The 12,323-nt window shown below is 62.2% G+C and carries 15 protein-coding genes; 2 read left to right on the top strand and 13 right to left on the bottom strand.

All coding sequences use genetic code 11. The features are described 5' to 3' along the window. Window positions 1-84 precede the first annotated feature (84 nt). The 3 genes from GQ651_RS12155 to pgsA are packed head-to-tail and all read right to left on the bottom strand — an operon-like array spanning window position 85 to window position 1,444. Complete coding sequence (locus tag GQ651_RS12155; protein WP_160764517.1) at window positions 85-525, bottom strand: molybdenum cofactor biosynthesis protein MoaE; 441 nt, start codon at window positions 523-525, stop codon at window positions 85-87. After that, window positions 522-770: a molybdopterin converting factor subunit 1 gene (gene moaD / locus GQ651_RS12150; RefSeq protein WP_160764516.1), complete on the bottom strand. Its 249-nt coding sequence runs from the start codon at window positions 768-770 to the stop codon at window positions 522-524. The genes GQ651_RS12155 and moaD overlap by 4 nt, the downstream gene beginning before the upstream one ends. Beyond that, on the bottom strand, window positions 767-1,444 hold the full coding sequence (pgsA, locus tag GQ651_RS12145) for a CDP-diacylglycerol--glycerol-3-phosphate 3-phosphatidyltransferase (protein WP_160764515.1): 678 nt from the start codon (window positions 1,442-1,444) through the stop codon (window positions 767-769). The genes moaD and pgsA overlap by 4 nt, the downstream gene beginning before the upstream one ends. 102 nt (window positions 1,445-1,546) lie before the next feature. Between pgsA and trhA the strand changes: the two genes are divergently transcribed. Next, on the top strand, window positions 1,547-2,197 hold the full coding sequence (gene trhA / locus GQ651_RS12140; protein WP_160764514.1) for a PAQR family membrane homeostasis protein TrhA: 651 nt from the start codon (window positions 1,547-1,549) through the stop codon (window positions 2,195-2,197). A gap of 9 nt (window positions 2,198-2,206) precedes the next feature. Here trhA and GQ651_RS12135 read toward each other — a convergent pair whose 3' ends face one another. The 9 genes from GQ651_RS12135 to GQ651_RS12100 all read right to left on the bottom strand — a co-directional run bounded on the left by GQ651_RS12135 (window position 2,207) and on the right by GQ651_RS12100 (window position 10,379). Then, window positions 2,207-2,962 (bottom strand): HpcH/HpaI aldolase family protein, encoded by a 756-nt coding sequence (locus GQ651_RS12135; RefSeq protein ID WP_160764513.1) that lies wholly within the window; start codon window positions 2,960-2,962, stop codon window positions 2,207-2,209. 205 nt (window positions 2,963-3,167) lie between these two features. Then, window positions 3,168-5,015: an excinuclease ABC subunit UvrC gene (gene uvrC, locus GQ651_RS12130; RefSeq protein WP_160764512.1), complete on the bottom strand. Its 1,848-nt coding sequence runs from the start codon at window positions 5,013-5,015 to the stop codon at window positions 3,168-3,170. Window positions 5,016-5,331: 316 nt separating this feature from the next. After that, window positions 5,332-6,117, bottom strand: coding sequence for an SDR family oxidoreductase (locus GQ651_RS12125; protein WP_160764511.1), 786 nt, complete (start codon window positions 6,115-6,117; stop codon window positions 5,332-5,334). Continuing rightward, window positions 6,114-7,094 (bottom strand): calcium/sodium antiporter, encoded by a 981-nt coding sequence (locus GQ651_RS12120; RefSeq protein ID WP_160764510.1) that lies wholly within the window; start codon window positions 7,092-7,094, stop codon window positions 6,114-6,116. Before GQ651_RS12120 ends, GQ651_RS12125 begins: the two co-directional genes overlap by 4 nt. 4 nt (window positions 7,095-7,098) lie before the next feature. Further along, a complete protein-coding gene (locus GQ651_RS18745) occupies window positions 7,099-7,269 on the bottom strand; it encodes a hypothetical protein (RefSeq protein WP_227258156.1) in 171 nt (56 codons plus the stop codon). 7 nt (window positions 7,270-7,276) lie between these two features. Beyond that, window positions 7,277-8,077 carry a S49 family peptidase gene (locus tag GQ651_RS12115; protein ID WP_160764509.1) on the bottom strand — a complete coding sequence of 267 codons (801 nt, stop codon included), beginning with the start codon at window positions 8,075-8,077 and terminating at the stop codon, window positions 7,277-7,279. A gap of 119 nt (window positions 8,078-8,196) precedes the next feature. Next, complete coding sequence (locus GQ651_RS12110; protein WP_160764508.1) at window positions 8,197-8,667, bottom strand: GNAT family N-acetyltransferase; 471 nt, start codon at window positions 8,665-8,667, stop codon at window positions 8,197-8,199. Window positions 8,668-8,694: 27 nt separating this feature from the next. Further along, window positions 8,695-9,456, bottom strand: coding sequence for an ABC transporter permease (locus GQ651_RS12105; RefSeq protein WP_160764507.1), 762 nt, complete (start codon window positions 9,454-9,456; stop codon window positions 8,695-8,697). Further along, a complete protein-coding gene (locus GQ651_RS12100) occupies window positions 9,453-10,379 on the bottom strand; it encodes an ABC transporter ATP-binding protein (RefSeq protein WP_160764506.1) in 927 nt (308 codons plus the stop codon). Before GQ651_RS12100 ends, GQ651_RS12105 begins: the two co-directional genes overlap by 4 nt. Window positions 10,380-10,517: 138 nt before the next feature. Between GQ651_RS12100 and GQ651_RS12095 the strand changes: the two genes are divergently transcribed. Then, entirely contained in the window at window positions 10,518-10,892 is a 375-nt protein-coding gene (locus GQ651_RS12095; RefSeq protein WP_160764505.1) for a GFA family protein, read from the top strand. Between the two features lie 61 nt (window positions 10,893-10,953). Here the strand turns inward: GQ651_RS12095 and GQ651_RS12090 are convergent, their stop codons facing one another. Further along, a complete protein-coding gene (locus tag GQ651_RS12090; RefSeq protein WP_160764504.1) occupies window positions 10,954-12,321 on the bottom strand; it encodes a S41 family peptidase in 1,368 nt (455 codons plus the stop codon). Between the last annotated feature and the right edge of the window lie 2 nt (window positions 12,322-12,323).

Here is a 12,323-nt window from a genome sequence, read left to right as displayed (position 1 = left end):
GGCGGGAATGCCGCGCGCCGGAGGTATCTTGCAGTGCAATACCGCCGATTGCGGCTTTGTGTTGAGGCAGCGAAAACGCCCGCTCTACCAGCGGTCGAGCGCCGCCTCGTCTTCGTCCTTGGCAGCAACCCAGGACGTTCCATCCGCCCCTGTTTCCTTCTTCCAGAAAGGCGCGCGGCTTTTCAGGTAATCCATCAGGAACTCGGCCCCTGCAAAGGCATCGGCGCGGTGCCGCGCGGCGGTGGCAACCATCATGATCTGCTCGTTGGGCCGAAGCGCGCCATAGCGATGAATGATCATCGCCCCATCCAGCGAAAAGCGCGCGACAGCCTCGTCATGGATCTTTTGCAGCGCCCGCTCGGTCATCCCGGGATAATGCTCGATCTCCATAGAGCTGAGCGTTCCACCCTCATCGCGCACCAGCCCTGAAAAGGTCACGACCGCACCGGCACCGGCTGCCGAGGCTGTGAACGCCTCAACCTCCGCGCCCATGTCGAAGGGCTCGGCCTGAACCCGAACGCTCATCCGCCCGTCATAGGTGGAAAGAAAGCCACTTCCCGCACGCCCGTCAGAGACGCGGTGAACTCGGTCAGGTCCTGATCGACAGCCACGCGTACAGCCGAAATATCGGAAAAAGCCAGCGCGTGGGCTTCGCTCCGCGCCTTCAACTCTTCGACCAGATCGGCCACCGTGGCGGCGTCGGTTTCGATCCGCTCTTTCGGGGCACCGATCCGCTCGCGCAGCCAAGCGAAATAAAGAACGTCGATCATGGCTCATCCCTGAGATACGGCATGGCCTTGCGGAGATAATCCCAGCCGGTGATCGCCGTCAGTGCCGCTGCAATCCAGAGAAGACCGACACCCAACCACCAGAACCACCAGTACAGGTTCGACAACAGGCGGAGGCCCACCGGGTCGTCGCCACCCGACATGATCTCGGCCACGATATCCCGGTCCATGCCGATCGACCGCTCGATATACATATGCTCGAAGACACCGGTGGAAAACAGCACCGCGATGGCCACCATCTGAACCGTCGTCTTCCACTTGGCGAGCTTCGTGACCTTCAGCGTCCCCGCCGTATCGCCCAGAAACTCGCGAAGGCCCGAGACGAACACCTCGCGGAATACGATCAGCGTGGCGGGTAACAGGATCCACGGGTCCATCCCGTAACGCCGGTCGCTGTTCAGCGCCACAATGACAAGGAAGGCGATCACCACCATCGCCTTGTCGGCAATCGGGTCCAGCATGGCGCCCAGCTTGGTCTCTTGTTTCCAGGCCCGCGCAAGATAGCCGTCGACGAAATCGGTAATAGCCGCCGAGACAAACAGCAAAAGCGCAAACCAATCCGCCCAGGGACGGTCGAAATACAGGAACATGACCACGACACCGGGCGCGGCAAGCAGCCGGAGCAGGGTCAGGATATTGGGCACCGTCCAGGTCATGTGATGGAGATACTCTCGCTGAGGTCTAAGTAAAAGGGGCAGTAAAAAGGTAAAGAGCGCTTGCGTCACGCAGCGTTAACCAAGTTACGATACGTGTCGGTCATGTTCGAGAGATTGCCCATACGCCTGAAATACACCCGTGCCGAGTATATCTCGGACGCGGTCGTCCATGTTCTGGGCCTCGCTCTGGTGACAAGCGCGGTGCCCGTGCTGATCGTGCTGTCGGTCCTCGTGGACGGGCGCGGCTATGCCGTGGTCGCGTCGTCAATCTACGGCGCTTGCTTTCTGGCGATGATCCTCTGCTCGGCACTCTACAACATGATGCCGCACCCGGACTGGGAGTGGCTTTTGAAGCGGCTGGATCATTCGGCCATTTATCTGAAGATCGCCGGCACATTCACCGCATTCGCGCTGATCGCGGGGGACCATCTATGGCTCGTGGCGCTGCTCTGGACAGTGGCGGCGGCCGGTGTCGGCCTGAAACTCTTCGCCCCTTACGGCTTCCGACGGATCGGCCTGACGCTTTATCTAGGCATGGGCTGGGTCGGCGGCGTCCTCGGCTGGGGCGTCTTCGCCAGCCTGCCGGTGCCTGCCGTGGCTCTGATCGCGGCGGGTGGCGGGCTCTACACGACCGGCGTTATCTTCTACGTCTGGGACCGCCTGCCGCATCACATGGCGATCTGGCACATCTTCGTCCTTTTGGGCAGCCTCGCGATCTATGCGGGCATGACGGTCTCGGTGTTGGCTGGCTGAGGACCACTCCTATCCGGCTGTCCAGCCCTGCGCCTCTGCCACTGCCGCCTTCAGGAACAGAATGTCGAACCCCGCAATCACCCTGTAGCCCCGCGCGAACAGCGCGTCCGCCTGCGCCTTGCTCAAAGCCGGCCCGCCAAGCGGTAACCCGGCCTCACTGGCCGCAGCCTCGATCCGCGCCGTCGCCGCCACCACGTCCGGATGATCGAACTGCCCGGAGACACCATAGGCCGTGGACAGATCGAAGAATGCCGGCACAAGGATGTCGATCCCCGGAACCTTGCAGATCTCCTCGATATTTTCGACCGCTTCGCGGGTCTCGATCAGCAGCATGCAGACCCGGCTCTCGTCCACCGTCGCGCGGTAGTCCATCAGGCTCACACCCTCGAAGCTATGGGCAAGGAACGGCCCGAAGCCACGCGCACCAGACGGCGGATACCGAAGCGACGCCACCGCCCGCGCCGCATCTTCCGCCGTCCGGATCAACGGAAAGCATATCCCCTCGGCCCCCAGGTCGAGCGCGCGCTTGACCTGCCAGTCCTCGTTCTCGGCAATGCGCACCAGGGCCGCACAACCTGACCGCGCTGTCGCAGCAATCATCGCATGAGCCGAGCCATAGTCGACCGCGCCATGTTCGAGGTCGATGATCACGGCATCCGCCCCCGCCGCCACCATCGCCTGAGTGACTGTGGCCGAGGGTATCGTGCAGATATGGGCGGTCAGCCGCGCCTCGCCATCCGCCAGTTTCGCCTTGAAGCTCGCCATCGCTCCCCTCCGACATGTTGGTCCTAAGCCAAGACTACCCCAAAAGACGCCCCTGTCATTCGCCTGTTCGCAATTATCCGGAGAGCGCGAGGCGCGTCGCCCATTGCTGCTCGGACCAATGGCGCAAAAATAGACGACCTGTCGTCAACCGCGAACGCGCAGCGTTTGCGATGATCACGTGCGCGCGCCAGCGCGCGCCGCCGGATCAGCCCCTGTCGTGAAAAAAGCCGTAGATCGTCTCTGCCAGCGCGTCGGAAATCCCTTCCACCGCCTTCAGGTCGGAAAGCGCCGCGCGGCTCACTGCCTTGGCCGAACCGAAATGCTCCAGAAGCGCGCGTTTGCGCGACGCGCCCACGCCCGGCACCTCGTCGAGAGGCGTCGCGCCTACCGCCTTTGAGCGTTTCGCCCTATGCGCGCCGATGGCGAAGCGGTGCGCCTCGTCCCGCATCCGCTGCACGAAGTAAAGGACCGGATCTCCTCGCCGCAGGGCAAAGGGCTGCTGGCCCATCCGGTGGAACTCCTCCTTGCCGTGATCGCGGTCGACACCCTTGGCGACACCCACCATCGGCACGTCCTCGACACCCAATTCACGCAGGATTTCGTGTACCGCGCTGACCTGCCCCTGCCCGCCGTCGATCAGCAGGAGGTCGGGCCATGTCTCGCCCTGCCGGTCCGGGTCTTCCTTCAGGAGCCGCTTGAAACGCCTAGTCAGTACCTCTTTCATCATCCCGAAATCGTCGCCTGGGGTCAGGTCGTCGCCCTTGATATTGAACTTCCGATACTGGCTTTTGACGAAACCCTCCGGCCCCGCCACGATCATCGCGCCCACCGCATGTGCGCCTTGAATATGGCTGTTGTCATAAACTTCGATCCGTCGCGGCGGGCCGTCCAGATCGAAGGCCTCGGCCAGCCCGGCCAAGAGCTTGCCCTGCGTCGCACTTTCCGACATGCGCCGCGCCAGGCTTTCTCGTGCGTTTCTCAGCGCCTGCGCCACCAGCTCACGCTTCTCGCCCCGCTGCGGCACCAGGATCTCGACCTTGCGTCCTGCCTTCTCGGACAAGGCCTCGCTCAGCAGATCGGCATCTTCGACCGGGTCCGACAGAAGCAACTGCCGCGGTGGCTCTTTCGTGTCGTAGAACTGCGCCAGGAAGGCCTGCATCACCTCGGCCGCGTCCGCGCCCGCGCCGGTGCGCGGATAGAAATCCTTGTTTCCCCAGTTCTGGTTGGCCCGGATGAAGAAGACCTGAACGCAGGCCTGTCCCCCCTCCATATGCAGCGCCACGACATCCGCCTCGGCCACGCCTGCCGGGTTCACCGTCTGGCTCGACTGCACGAAGGTCAGCGCCTTCAGCCGGTCTCTCAGCGCCGCCGCCCGCTCAAACTCCATCGCGTCGGACGCCGCCTGCATCTCGGCCGCCAGCGTCTCTTGCACACGTGTGGTACGTCCCCTCAGAAACCGCTCGGCATCCGCCACCAGCGCGCCGTAGTCCTGTTCCGAGATATATCCGACACAAGGCGCCGAGCAGCGCTTGATCTGATAGAGCAGGCAGGGCCGTGTCCGGCTTTCAAACGTCGAGTCCGAACAGTTCCGGAGCAGGAACACCTTCTGCAACTGGTTCAGAGTGCGGTTGACCGCACCCGCACTGGCGAACGGGCCGTAATAGTCGCCCTTCTCCTTCTTCGCGCCCCGGTGCTTCTTGATCTGGGGGAAGCCGTGCTCTTTCGAGACGAGGATATTCGGGAACGACTTGTCATCGCGCAGAAGAACGTTGTAGCGCGGCTTCAGCTGCTTGATCAGGTTCTGCTCCAGAAGCAGCGCCTCGGCCTCGGTCCGGGTCGTCAGCACCATCATCGACGCGGTGTCCGCAATCATCCGTGCGATCCGGGGGGTGTGGCCGGTCGGACGGGCATAGCTCGACACCCGCGCCTTCAGATTGCGCGCCTTCCCGACATACAAGACCGCACCCTTTTCATCGAGCATCCGGTACACGCCCGGGCTCGACGAGAGCGTCTTGAGGAAGGTCTGAATGACCTCGTGGCCGGTCTTGGTCATGGCTGTCGCGCTGCCCCGGTGTGATTCTCGGAGTGGCTGCACAAAGCCACGTCCCTGCTCAAGAGGAAACCTGTCCACCAGATCTGTGGATAACCTTCGGGACAAGTTTCTGCACCCCGAAAATTCTTGTTGGTTTCAGGTGGGTTCTCGGGATTGCTTAATTTTTAGTCAATTCTGTAGTGCGTTGATTTCATTATATATTTTTTTCTGTTAGCGGCAAAACACTGAAAACATTAAAGATTTCCTAACAGAAATGTGACACCCGAATCTGGCCGTGCACAACTTTCGCCGGGATCGGAATTGTCCAGTCCCTAAGTCACTCGACGCCCAGAACATCAGGCGTTTTCCAGCCGAGATGCTGACCCCCGTCGATGCAGAGAAGTTGGCCCGTCACGGCGGGTGCATCGAGGAAATATCCAAGCGCATGAGTGATGTCAGACGGCCCTGCACCGCGGCGCATCACGGTGGCGGCGCGCTGCTTTGCAAAGTGCTCTTCGGACTGCCGCGCGCCCTGCATCGTGGGTCCGGGACCGATCGCGTTGACACGAACACGCGGCGCCAGCGCCTGTGCGGATGTCCGCGTCAGCGCCCAGAGCCCCATCTTGGCGATCGTGTAGGTCATGAACTCGGGCGTCAGCTTGCGCACGCGCTGGTCGATCATGTTGACGATCAGCCCGCGCGCCGTCGGCTCGTTCCACTCGCCTTCAATCTCGGGGTCGGGGACAGCCCTGGCGAAATGCTGGGTCAATACGAAGGGGGCGCGGAGGTTGGACTCGAGATGCCGGTCCCAACTTTCGCGCGTTGACGTTTCGATATTGTCGTATTCGAAGATCGAGGCAGAGTTGACCAGCACGGTCAGCGGACCGCCAAGCGCTTCGGACGCCCGACCGACAAGGCCCTGTGTCGCATCCTCGTCCAGAAGGTCCGCCTGCACCGTCACGGCGTTCCGGCCCATGTCCCGGATCAGGCTGGCCACCTCTTCGGCGCCCTCGGACGAGCTGTTGTAATGCACCGCCACATCATGACCGCGCTCTGCCAGATAAAGCGCCATGGCCCGTCCAAGCCGCGCCCCTGCGCCTGTTACGAGTGCCCGTTCCGTCATCCGCCGCTCACCACCAACCAATAGACATACCCGATATAGAGCGCCGTCAGCACAAATCCCCAGAAGCGCGTCATGTTCAGCGTTTTCGAGAACACGAACGGGGCAAGGATCACTGCCGCACCGAGCATGACCCAGAGGTCGAAGACAAGGAAGCCGCGCTCGACCGGGATGGTCCCGAACAGGCTGGCGATCCCGATGATTGCCAGCAGGTTGAACATGTTCGACCCGATCACGTTGCCAAGCGCCACATCAGCCTGTTTGCGCAGCGCCGCCATCACCGTCGTCGCAAGTTCGGGAAGCGACGTGCCGACGGCCACCAGCGTCAGCCCGATCACCGCGTCTGACACGCCATAGCGCTTTGCGATCACCAGCGAGCTGTCGACAAGGATATCGGCCCCAAGCGGAAGCCCGATCAGACCCAAAACGAGAAAAAGCGAAATCTTCCACCAGCGCATCTCGGGATCGACGCCCTCGAGCTCTTCTTCCTGGATTTCGACGCGCTCGCTCGCTTCCAAGGCACGCACCTCGCGGCGATGGGCCAGCGCCTCGCGCGCCTGATCACCAAGGATGACGGCCAGAATACCGAGGAACACCGCGCCGTGGACCCACGTGATCGGTCCCAGAAAAGCGCCCACGATGAAGACGACCGTCACGCCCAGCATAGTCACATAACTCTTGCGGCTATCGCATTTCGACGTGGCGAGACCGGCCATGAGTGCGGGCACCCCGAGCACAAGCAGAATATTTGCAGTGTTCGAGCCGACGACATTCCCGAGGGCCAGTCCCGGCGCATTGTCCTTGATGGCCTTGATCGAGATGAGCAATTCGGGCGCCGAGGTACCGAACGCCACGATTGTCAGGCTGACGATCAGAGCAGGGATACCCAGGCGCAGCGCCGAGTTGACCGCACCCCGCACCAGAAGGTCCCCGGCCAGCAGAAGGATGACAAGGCCGATACTGGCGAAAAGGAATTCCATGCGCTCAGGCCTTCCCGCAAGGACAGGGATCCTTGCCGATCCGGAAGCGCCCGCAGTTCTTGCAGCGCGACGTCGTGAGCCGCCGTGCACTCTTCGGCAGAAGCAGGCTCAGTTTGCCGAACATGCCGAGGACGGCAATGAAGACCAGAAACAGAATGACGATCTTGGACAGCATGCGCGGCTCAGACCCCGAACCGCGCAAAGGCGGCACGCGCCTCGGCTTCGGCCATGACATCGGCTGCGAAATCCGCGCCGAACCGTGCCAGAAGCGGCTTGCGCTGCTGATAGGCTCTCAAAGCGACATCCTTGCCGAATATCTCTTTCATCTTCGGCACCAGATGCCCGACGCCATCCACCAGCCCCGTGTCGATTGCCTGACCGCCGACCCAGACGCTTCCGTCGAACAGCTCGGTCCCGATGGTCAGCTTGTCGCCGCGTCGCGCCTTCACATGGTCGATGAAGGCGGTGTGGATATGCTCCTGAAGATCCTTCAGCCGGGCGACATCCTCTGGCTTTTCCGGTCGGAACGGGTCGAGCAGGCTTTTCGACTTTCCCGCCGTGTAGACCCGCCGCTCGATCCCGTGACGTTCGATAAACTGATCCAGCCCGAACCCCGCCGAGATCACGCCGATTGAGCCGACGATCGAGTGATGGTCCACCCAGATCTCGTCGGCTGCCGAGGCGATGTAGTAGCCACCCGAAGCTGCCACGTCCTCGACAAAGGCATAGACCTTGACCTCTTTCTCTTCTGCCAGCCTGCGGATGCGGGCGGCGATGAGAGATGATTGGCTGGGGCTGCCTCCGGGCGAATTGATGGCAAGCGCCACCGCCTTGGGCTTTCCCTTGGTGAAGGCCTTCTGCAGCATGCCGGCCAGCCCCGCGTCGTTCAACGTCGCGCCACGGCCCTGCGCGGCGATCATGCCCTGAAGGCGGACGACCGAGACGACGGGAGGCGATTTGACGAAAGGGATGAAACGCTTCATGCCGTGCGATGTAGGCCGACCAGCGCCGGTCAACAAGGTGGCCGACGCGCTGATCTCGGAAATGTTGCCCCGCGGGCTCTGCCAGACGCCCCGCGCATTTAACGCAAAGCCGGCGCGCCTCAGGTATCCAGACGGAACTTCAGGAACGTCTCACCGTCATACTCGATTTTACCGAGCGGCTGTGCGCCCAACCGGTTTAGCGCACCGAGGTTCTTCCGGGACGGCGGCAGAAGAAACGTCACGAAGGGGATACGCTCGTCGGCAATTGCGATGTCCAGTGCCTTGCGCGTGATCTTCCGCCCCAGACCGAAAGCGTCATGCGTCAGAACCAGACCGAAATCCCACTCGTCGCCCTCCTTCTGAAAGCCGCCCCAGCCGACATACTGGCCGTCATGCAGGATGGCCCAGTGGCCCAGACCGTCGCGCGCCCAGCAGGCTTCCTTGGCGGCAACGAAACCCTCAACGGTCTCTTCAGTCCACGCGAAGGTCAGAAGCGGCATATGCTCGGCCACGCGCGGGTCAGACATATGGGCGACGATCTCGGCCGGGTCGATCTCCGTCAGCCGGACAAATGCGATGGAGCTTTCCAAGACAGGTTCTCTTCAGCGTATGCGCAGTCAGGCCTTCAGCCGATAGCCGGTCCGGAAGATCCACCAGACCACCGCGAAACAGGCCAGCGTGAAGATCGTTATCGCCGCAAGGCTTGCTGCGACTGGCACGTCAGACATGCCGAAGAACGACCAGCGGAACCCCGAGACCAGGTAAAGCACCGGGTTGAACAGTGACACCGTCTGCCAGAAGGGCGGCAGCATCGAGATCGAGTAGAACGACCCGCCCAGAAAGACGAGCGGCGTCACCACGAGAAGCGGCACAAGGTTCAACTGCTCGAACGTCTTGGCCCAGATGCCAAGGATGAACCCCAGAAGCGCGAAGGAGATGCAGGTCAGGACAAGAAACGCCACCATCCAGACCGGGTGCTGAATGGTGATGTCCACGAAGAAGAACGACGTGGCGAGGATGATAAGACCGATCATCAGCCCCTTGAGCGCTGCCGCGCCGACATATCCAGCCACGATCTCGAAGGCCGAGAGCGGCGCCGACAGAACCTCGAAGATCGTGCCGATGAATTTGGGGAAATAGATACCGAAGCTGGCGTTCTGAAGCGACTGCTGCAGCACCGTAAGCATGATCAGGCCCGGAACGATGAAGGCGCCATAGCTGACGCCCTCGATCTGGTCGATCCGGCTGCCGATGGCCGCGCCGAAGACCACGAAATAGAGCGACGTGGACAGAACCGGCGAGACAATGGATTGCACGAGCGAGCGGAAGAACCGCGCCATTTCGAACCGCCAGATCGCGATGATGCCATACCAGTTCATGCGTTTTCCTTCACGAGGCTGACGAAGATTTCTTCCAGCGACGACTGGCTCGTCTGCACATCTCTCAGGACCAGCCCCGCCGCCTGCATGTCCTTCAGAAGCGAGGTGATGCCGGTCCGCTCGCCGCGGGTGTCATAGGAATAAACCAGCGTGTGTCCATTTCCTTCGAGAGACAGGTCGTAGCCGGACAGGGCGCCTGGAACACGCTCGACCCCTTCGGCCAATTCGATCCGCATCTCTTTCCGGCCAAGGCGCTGCATTAGCGCCTCTTTCTCTTCGACCAGAAGAATTTCGCCCTTGTTGATCACGCCGATCCGGTCCGCGATGGCCTCGGCCTCTTCGATGTAATGGGTCGTCAGGATGATGGTGACCCCGTCCTTGCGAAGCCGTTCGACCACGGCCCACATGTCCTTGCGCAACTCGACGTCCACACCCGCCGTTGGCTCATCAAGGAATAGTACCCTCGGCTCGTGGATCAGAGCCTTGGCGATGAGCACACGCCGCTTCATCCCACCGGATAGTTCGTTGATGCGGTTGTTGCGTTTGTCCCAGAGCGAGAGGTCACGCAGAACTTCCTCGGTCAGGGCATCGTTCCGGGGCTTGCCGAACAGTCCGCGCGAGAAGTTCACGTTGTTCATGACGAATTCGAGCGGCTGCAGATTGATGTCCTGCGGCACAAGCCCGATCAGCTTGCGCGCCTCACGGTAACCCTCCACCACGTCATGGCCGCCCACGGTGATCGACCCCGAAGTCGGGTTGACGATGCCGCAGATCGTCGAAATCAACGTGGTCTTGCCCGCCCCGTTCGGCCCGAGAAGCGCAAGGATTTCGCCCTCTTCGATATCCAGATTCACGCCTTTCAGCGCCTCGAACCCGTCATCATAGGCTTTGCGGACATCCTTGATCTGGACAATTGCGGACATGAAACGGTCTCCTTCGGCGCGTTACCTAGCCCTGTGCGGCAGAAGGTAAAACCATCAAATCCGTAGAGGTAACTGTTGAGCTTTGCATAGGTCGGCGGCTCGGATATGCCGGGCGGCGGAAACGCAGGAGGGCATTCCATGGAGCAGCAAAACGGCGGATGCCTCTGCGGCAAGGTCCGTCTGACCACAACCGGCACACCGGTCAGGTCAGGAATTTGCCATTGCCTGGATTGCCGGAAACACCACGGCGCTGTGTTCTATGCCTCCGCGATCTTCCCGAAGGATGCCGTACGGATCACGGGCGAAACGCAAAGCTACCAAGGGCGTCATTTCTGCCCGCATTGCGGCTCGTCGGTCTTTGCCGTCAGCGACAACGAGGTGGAAGTCCATCTTGGCACGCTCGACACACCCGACGCCTTCCGGCCCACTTACGAGCTTTGGGCCGTGCGTCGCGAAAGCTGGCTGCCCCCGTTTGACGGCGTCACCTCGCACAAGCGGGACAAAGAGACCTGAAAAACGGAAAGGCCCGCCGGGTGGTCGCCGGCGGGCCTGAGTGTCGGATCGAAGAGACGGCTTAGTTCGCCTCGGCCCGCGCCGCCAGTGCGGCCGCGTATTCCGGACCGAGTGCCGAAAGTCCCTTCAGGATGTCGATCGCATAGGCGAGCTGATAATCCTGCTCGCGCAGCTCGGCGGCGGCTTCGGCCTTTTCGCGGTCCGCCTCGATCTGGCGGCGCTCGTCCTCGGTCAGGCTGTCATTGCCAAGGCTGCCGCGCAGGTCGGCCTCGAACCGGCCACGGCGCGTCTCTTCCTCCTCGGTCTCGGCCTCGTCGCGGCGGGGCGGCTGCTCGACCACGATATCGGGCGACACGCCAAGCGCCTGGATCGAGCGTCCCGACGGCGTGTAGTAACGCGCGGTGGTCAGGCGCATCGCGCCGTCGCCCCGAAGCGGCATGACCGTCTGGACCGACCCTTTGCCGAAGGACTTGGTACCGACGACAATGGCCCGGCGGTGGTCCTGAAGCGCACCAGCGACGATTTCGGATGCCGAAGCCGACCCGCCGTTGATCAGAACGACGATCGGCTTGCCCTCGGCCAGATCGCCTGGCTCGGCGTTGAAACGGTCGCCGTCCTGCGGGTCGCGGCCTCGGGTCGAGACGATTTCGCCCGCATCGAGAAACGCGTCCGACACGCGGATCGCCTGGGTCAGCAGACCGCCGGGGTTGTTACGCAGGTCCAGAACAAAACCGTTGACGTTATCCATGCCGCCGGCCTCTTCCACCTTCTCGGCCAGTTGCTCGGCCATGGAGGGATAGGTCTGGTCGCTGAAGGTCGTGATCCGGAGGACAACCGTCTCGCCCTGAATGCGCGAGCGCACAGCGGTCAGCTTGATCGTGTCGCGGATGATCGAGACATCGAAGGGCTCGGGCTCGCCTTCACGCACGACCGTGACGATGATCTCGCTGCCCACCGGGCCGCGCATCATGTCCACCGCTTCGTCCAGTCCCAGGCCCAGAACGCTCTCGCCGTCCACATGGGTGATGAAGTCGCCCGCCTCAATGCCGGCCTCGTCGGCAGGGGTGCCGTCGATGGGCGAGACGACCTTCACGAAGCCCTCTTCCTGCGTGACCTCGATGCCAAGCCCGCCGAACTCGCCACGGGTCTGCACGCGCATGTCGGCGGCATCATCCGGCGACAGGTAGGACGAATGCGGGTCGAGCGACGTGAGCATCCCGTTGATCGCGGCTTCGATCAGTTCGCTCTCATCCACCTCTTCGACATATTGCGAGCGGATACGCTCGAAGATGTCCCCGAAGAGGTCCAGTTGCTCATAGACCGAGGCACGGCGCTCGGCGTCCTGCGCCAGAAGCGGCCCGGCCACCTGCGTGGTCACAACCGCGCCCAACATCACGCCGGTCAGCGAAGCCAGTATGAATCTTTTCATTC

This window comes from Kangsaoukella pontilimi (assembly GCF_009830125.1).
In the GTDB taxonomy this organism is placed as follows: domain Bacteria; phylum Pseudomonadota; class Alphaproteobacteria; order Rhodobacterales; family Rhodobacteraceae; genus Kangsaoukella; species Kangsaoukella pontilimi.
This window is presented reverse-complemented; position numbering and strand designations above follow the sequence as displayed.

Coding starts and splice junctions, on each gene's coding strand:
- trhA (WP_160764514.1), top strand. CDS start 1,547: ATGTTCGAGAGATTGCCCATACGCCTGAAATACACCCGTGCCGAGTAT.
- GQ651_RS12135 (WP_160764513.1), bottom strand. CDS start 2,962: ATGGCGAGCTTCAAGGCGAAACTGGCGGATGGCGAGGCGCGGCTGACC.
- GQ651_RS12090 (WP_160764504.1), bottom strand. CDS start 12,321: ATGAAAAGATTCATACTGGCTTCGCTGACCGGCGTGATGTTGGGCGCG.
- GQ651_RS12155 (WP_160764517.1), bottom strand. CDS start 525: ATGAGCGTTCGGGTTCAGGCCGAGCCCTTCGACATGGGCGCGGAGGTT.
- GQ651_RS12100 (WP_160764506.1), bottom strand. CDS start 10,379: ATGTCCGCAATTGTCCAGATCAAGGATGTCCGCAAAGCCTATGATGAC.
- uvrC (WP_160764512.1), bottom strand. CDS start 5,015: ATGACCAAGACCGGCCACGAGGTCATTCAGACCTTCCTCAAGACGCTC.
- GQ651_RS12095 (WP_160764505.1), top strand. CDS start 10,518: ATGGAGCAGCAAAACGGCGGATGCCTCTGCGGCAAGGTCCGTCTGACC.
- moaD (WP_160764516.1), bottom strand. CDS start 770: ATGATCGACGTTCTTTATTTCGCTTGGCTGCGCGAGCGGATCGGTGCC.
- GQ651_RS12115 (WP_160764509.1), bottom strand. CDS start 8,077: ATGAAGCGTTTCATCCCTTTCGTCAAATCGCCTCCCGTCGTCTCGGTC.
- pgsA (WP_160764515.1), bottom strand. CDS start 1,444: ATGACCTGGACGGTGCCCAATATCCTGACCCTGCTCCGGCTGCTTGCC.
- GQ651_RS12105 (WP_160764507.1), bottom strand. CDS start 9,456: ATGAACTGGTATGGCATCATCGCGATCTGGCGGTTCGAAATGGCGCGG.
- GQ651_RS12125 (WP_160764511.1), bottom strand. CDS start 6,117: ATGACGGAACGGGCACTCGTAACAGGCGCAGGGGCGCGGCTTGGACGG.
- GQ651_RS18745 (WP_227258156.1), bottom strand. CDS start 7,269: ATGCTGTCCAAGATCGTCATTCTGTTTCTGGTCTTCATTGCCGTCCTC.
- GQ651_RS12120 (WP_160764510.1), bottom strand. CDS start 7,094: ATGGAATTCCTTTTCGCCAGTATCGGCCTTGTCATCCTTCTGCTGGCC.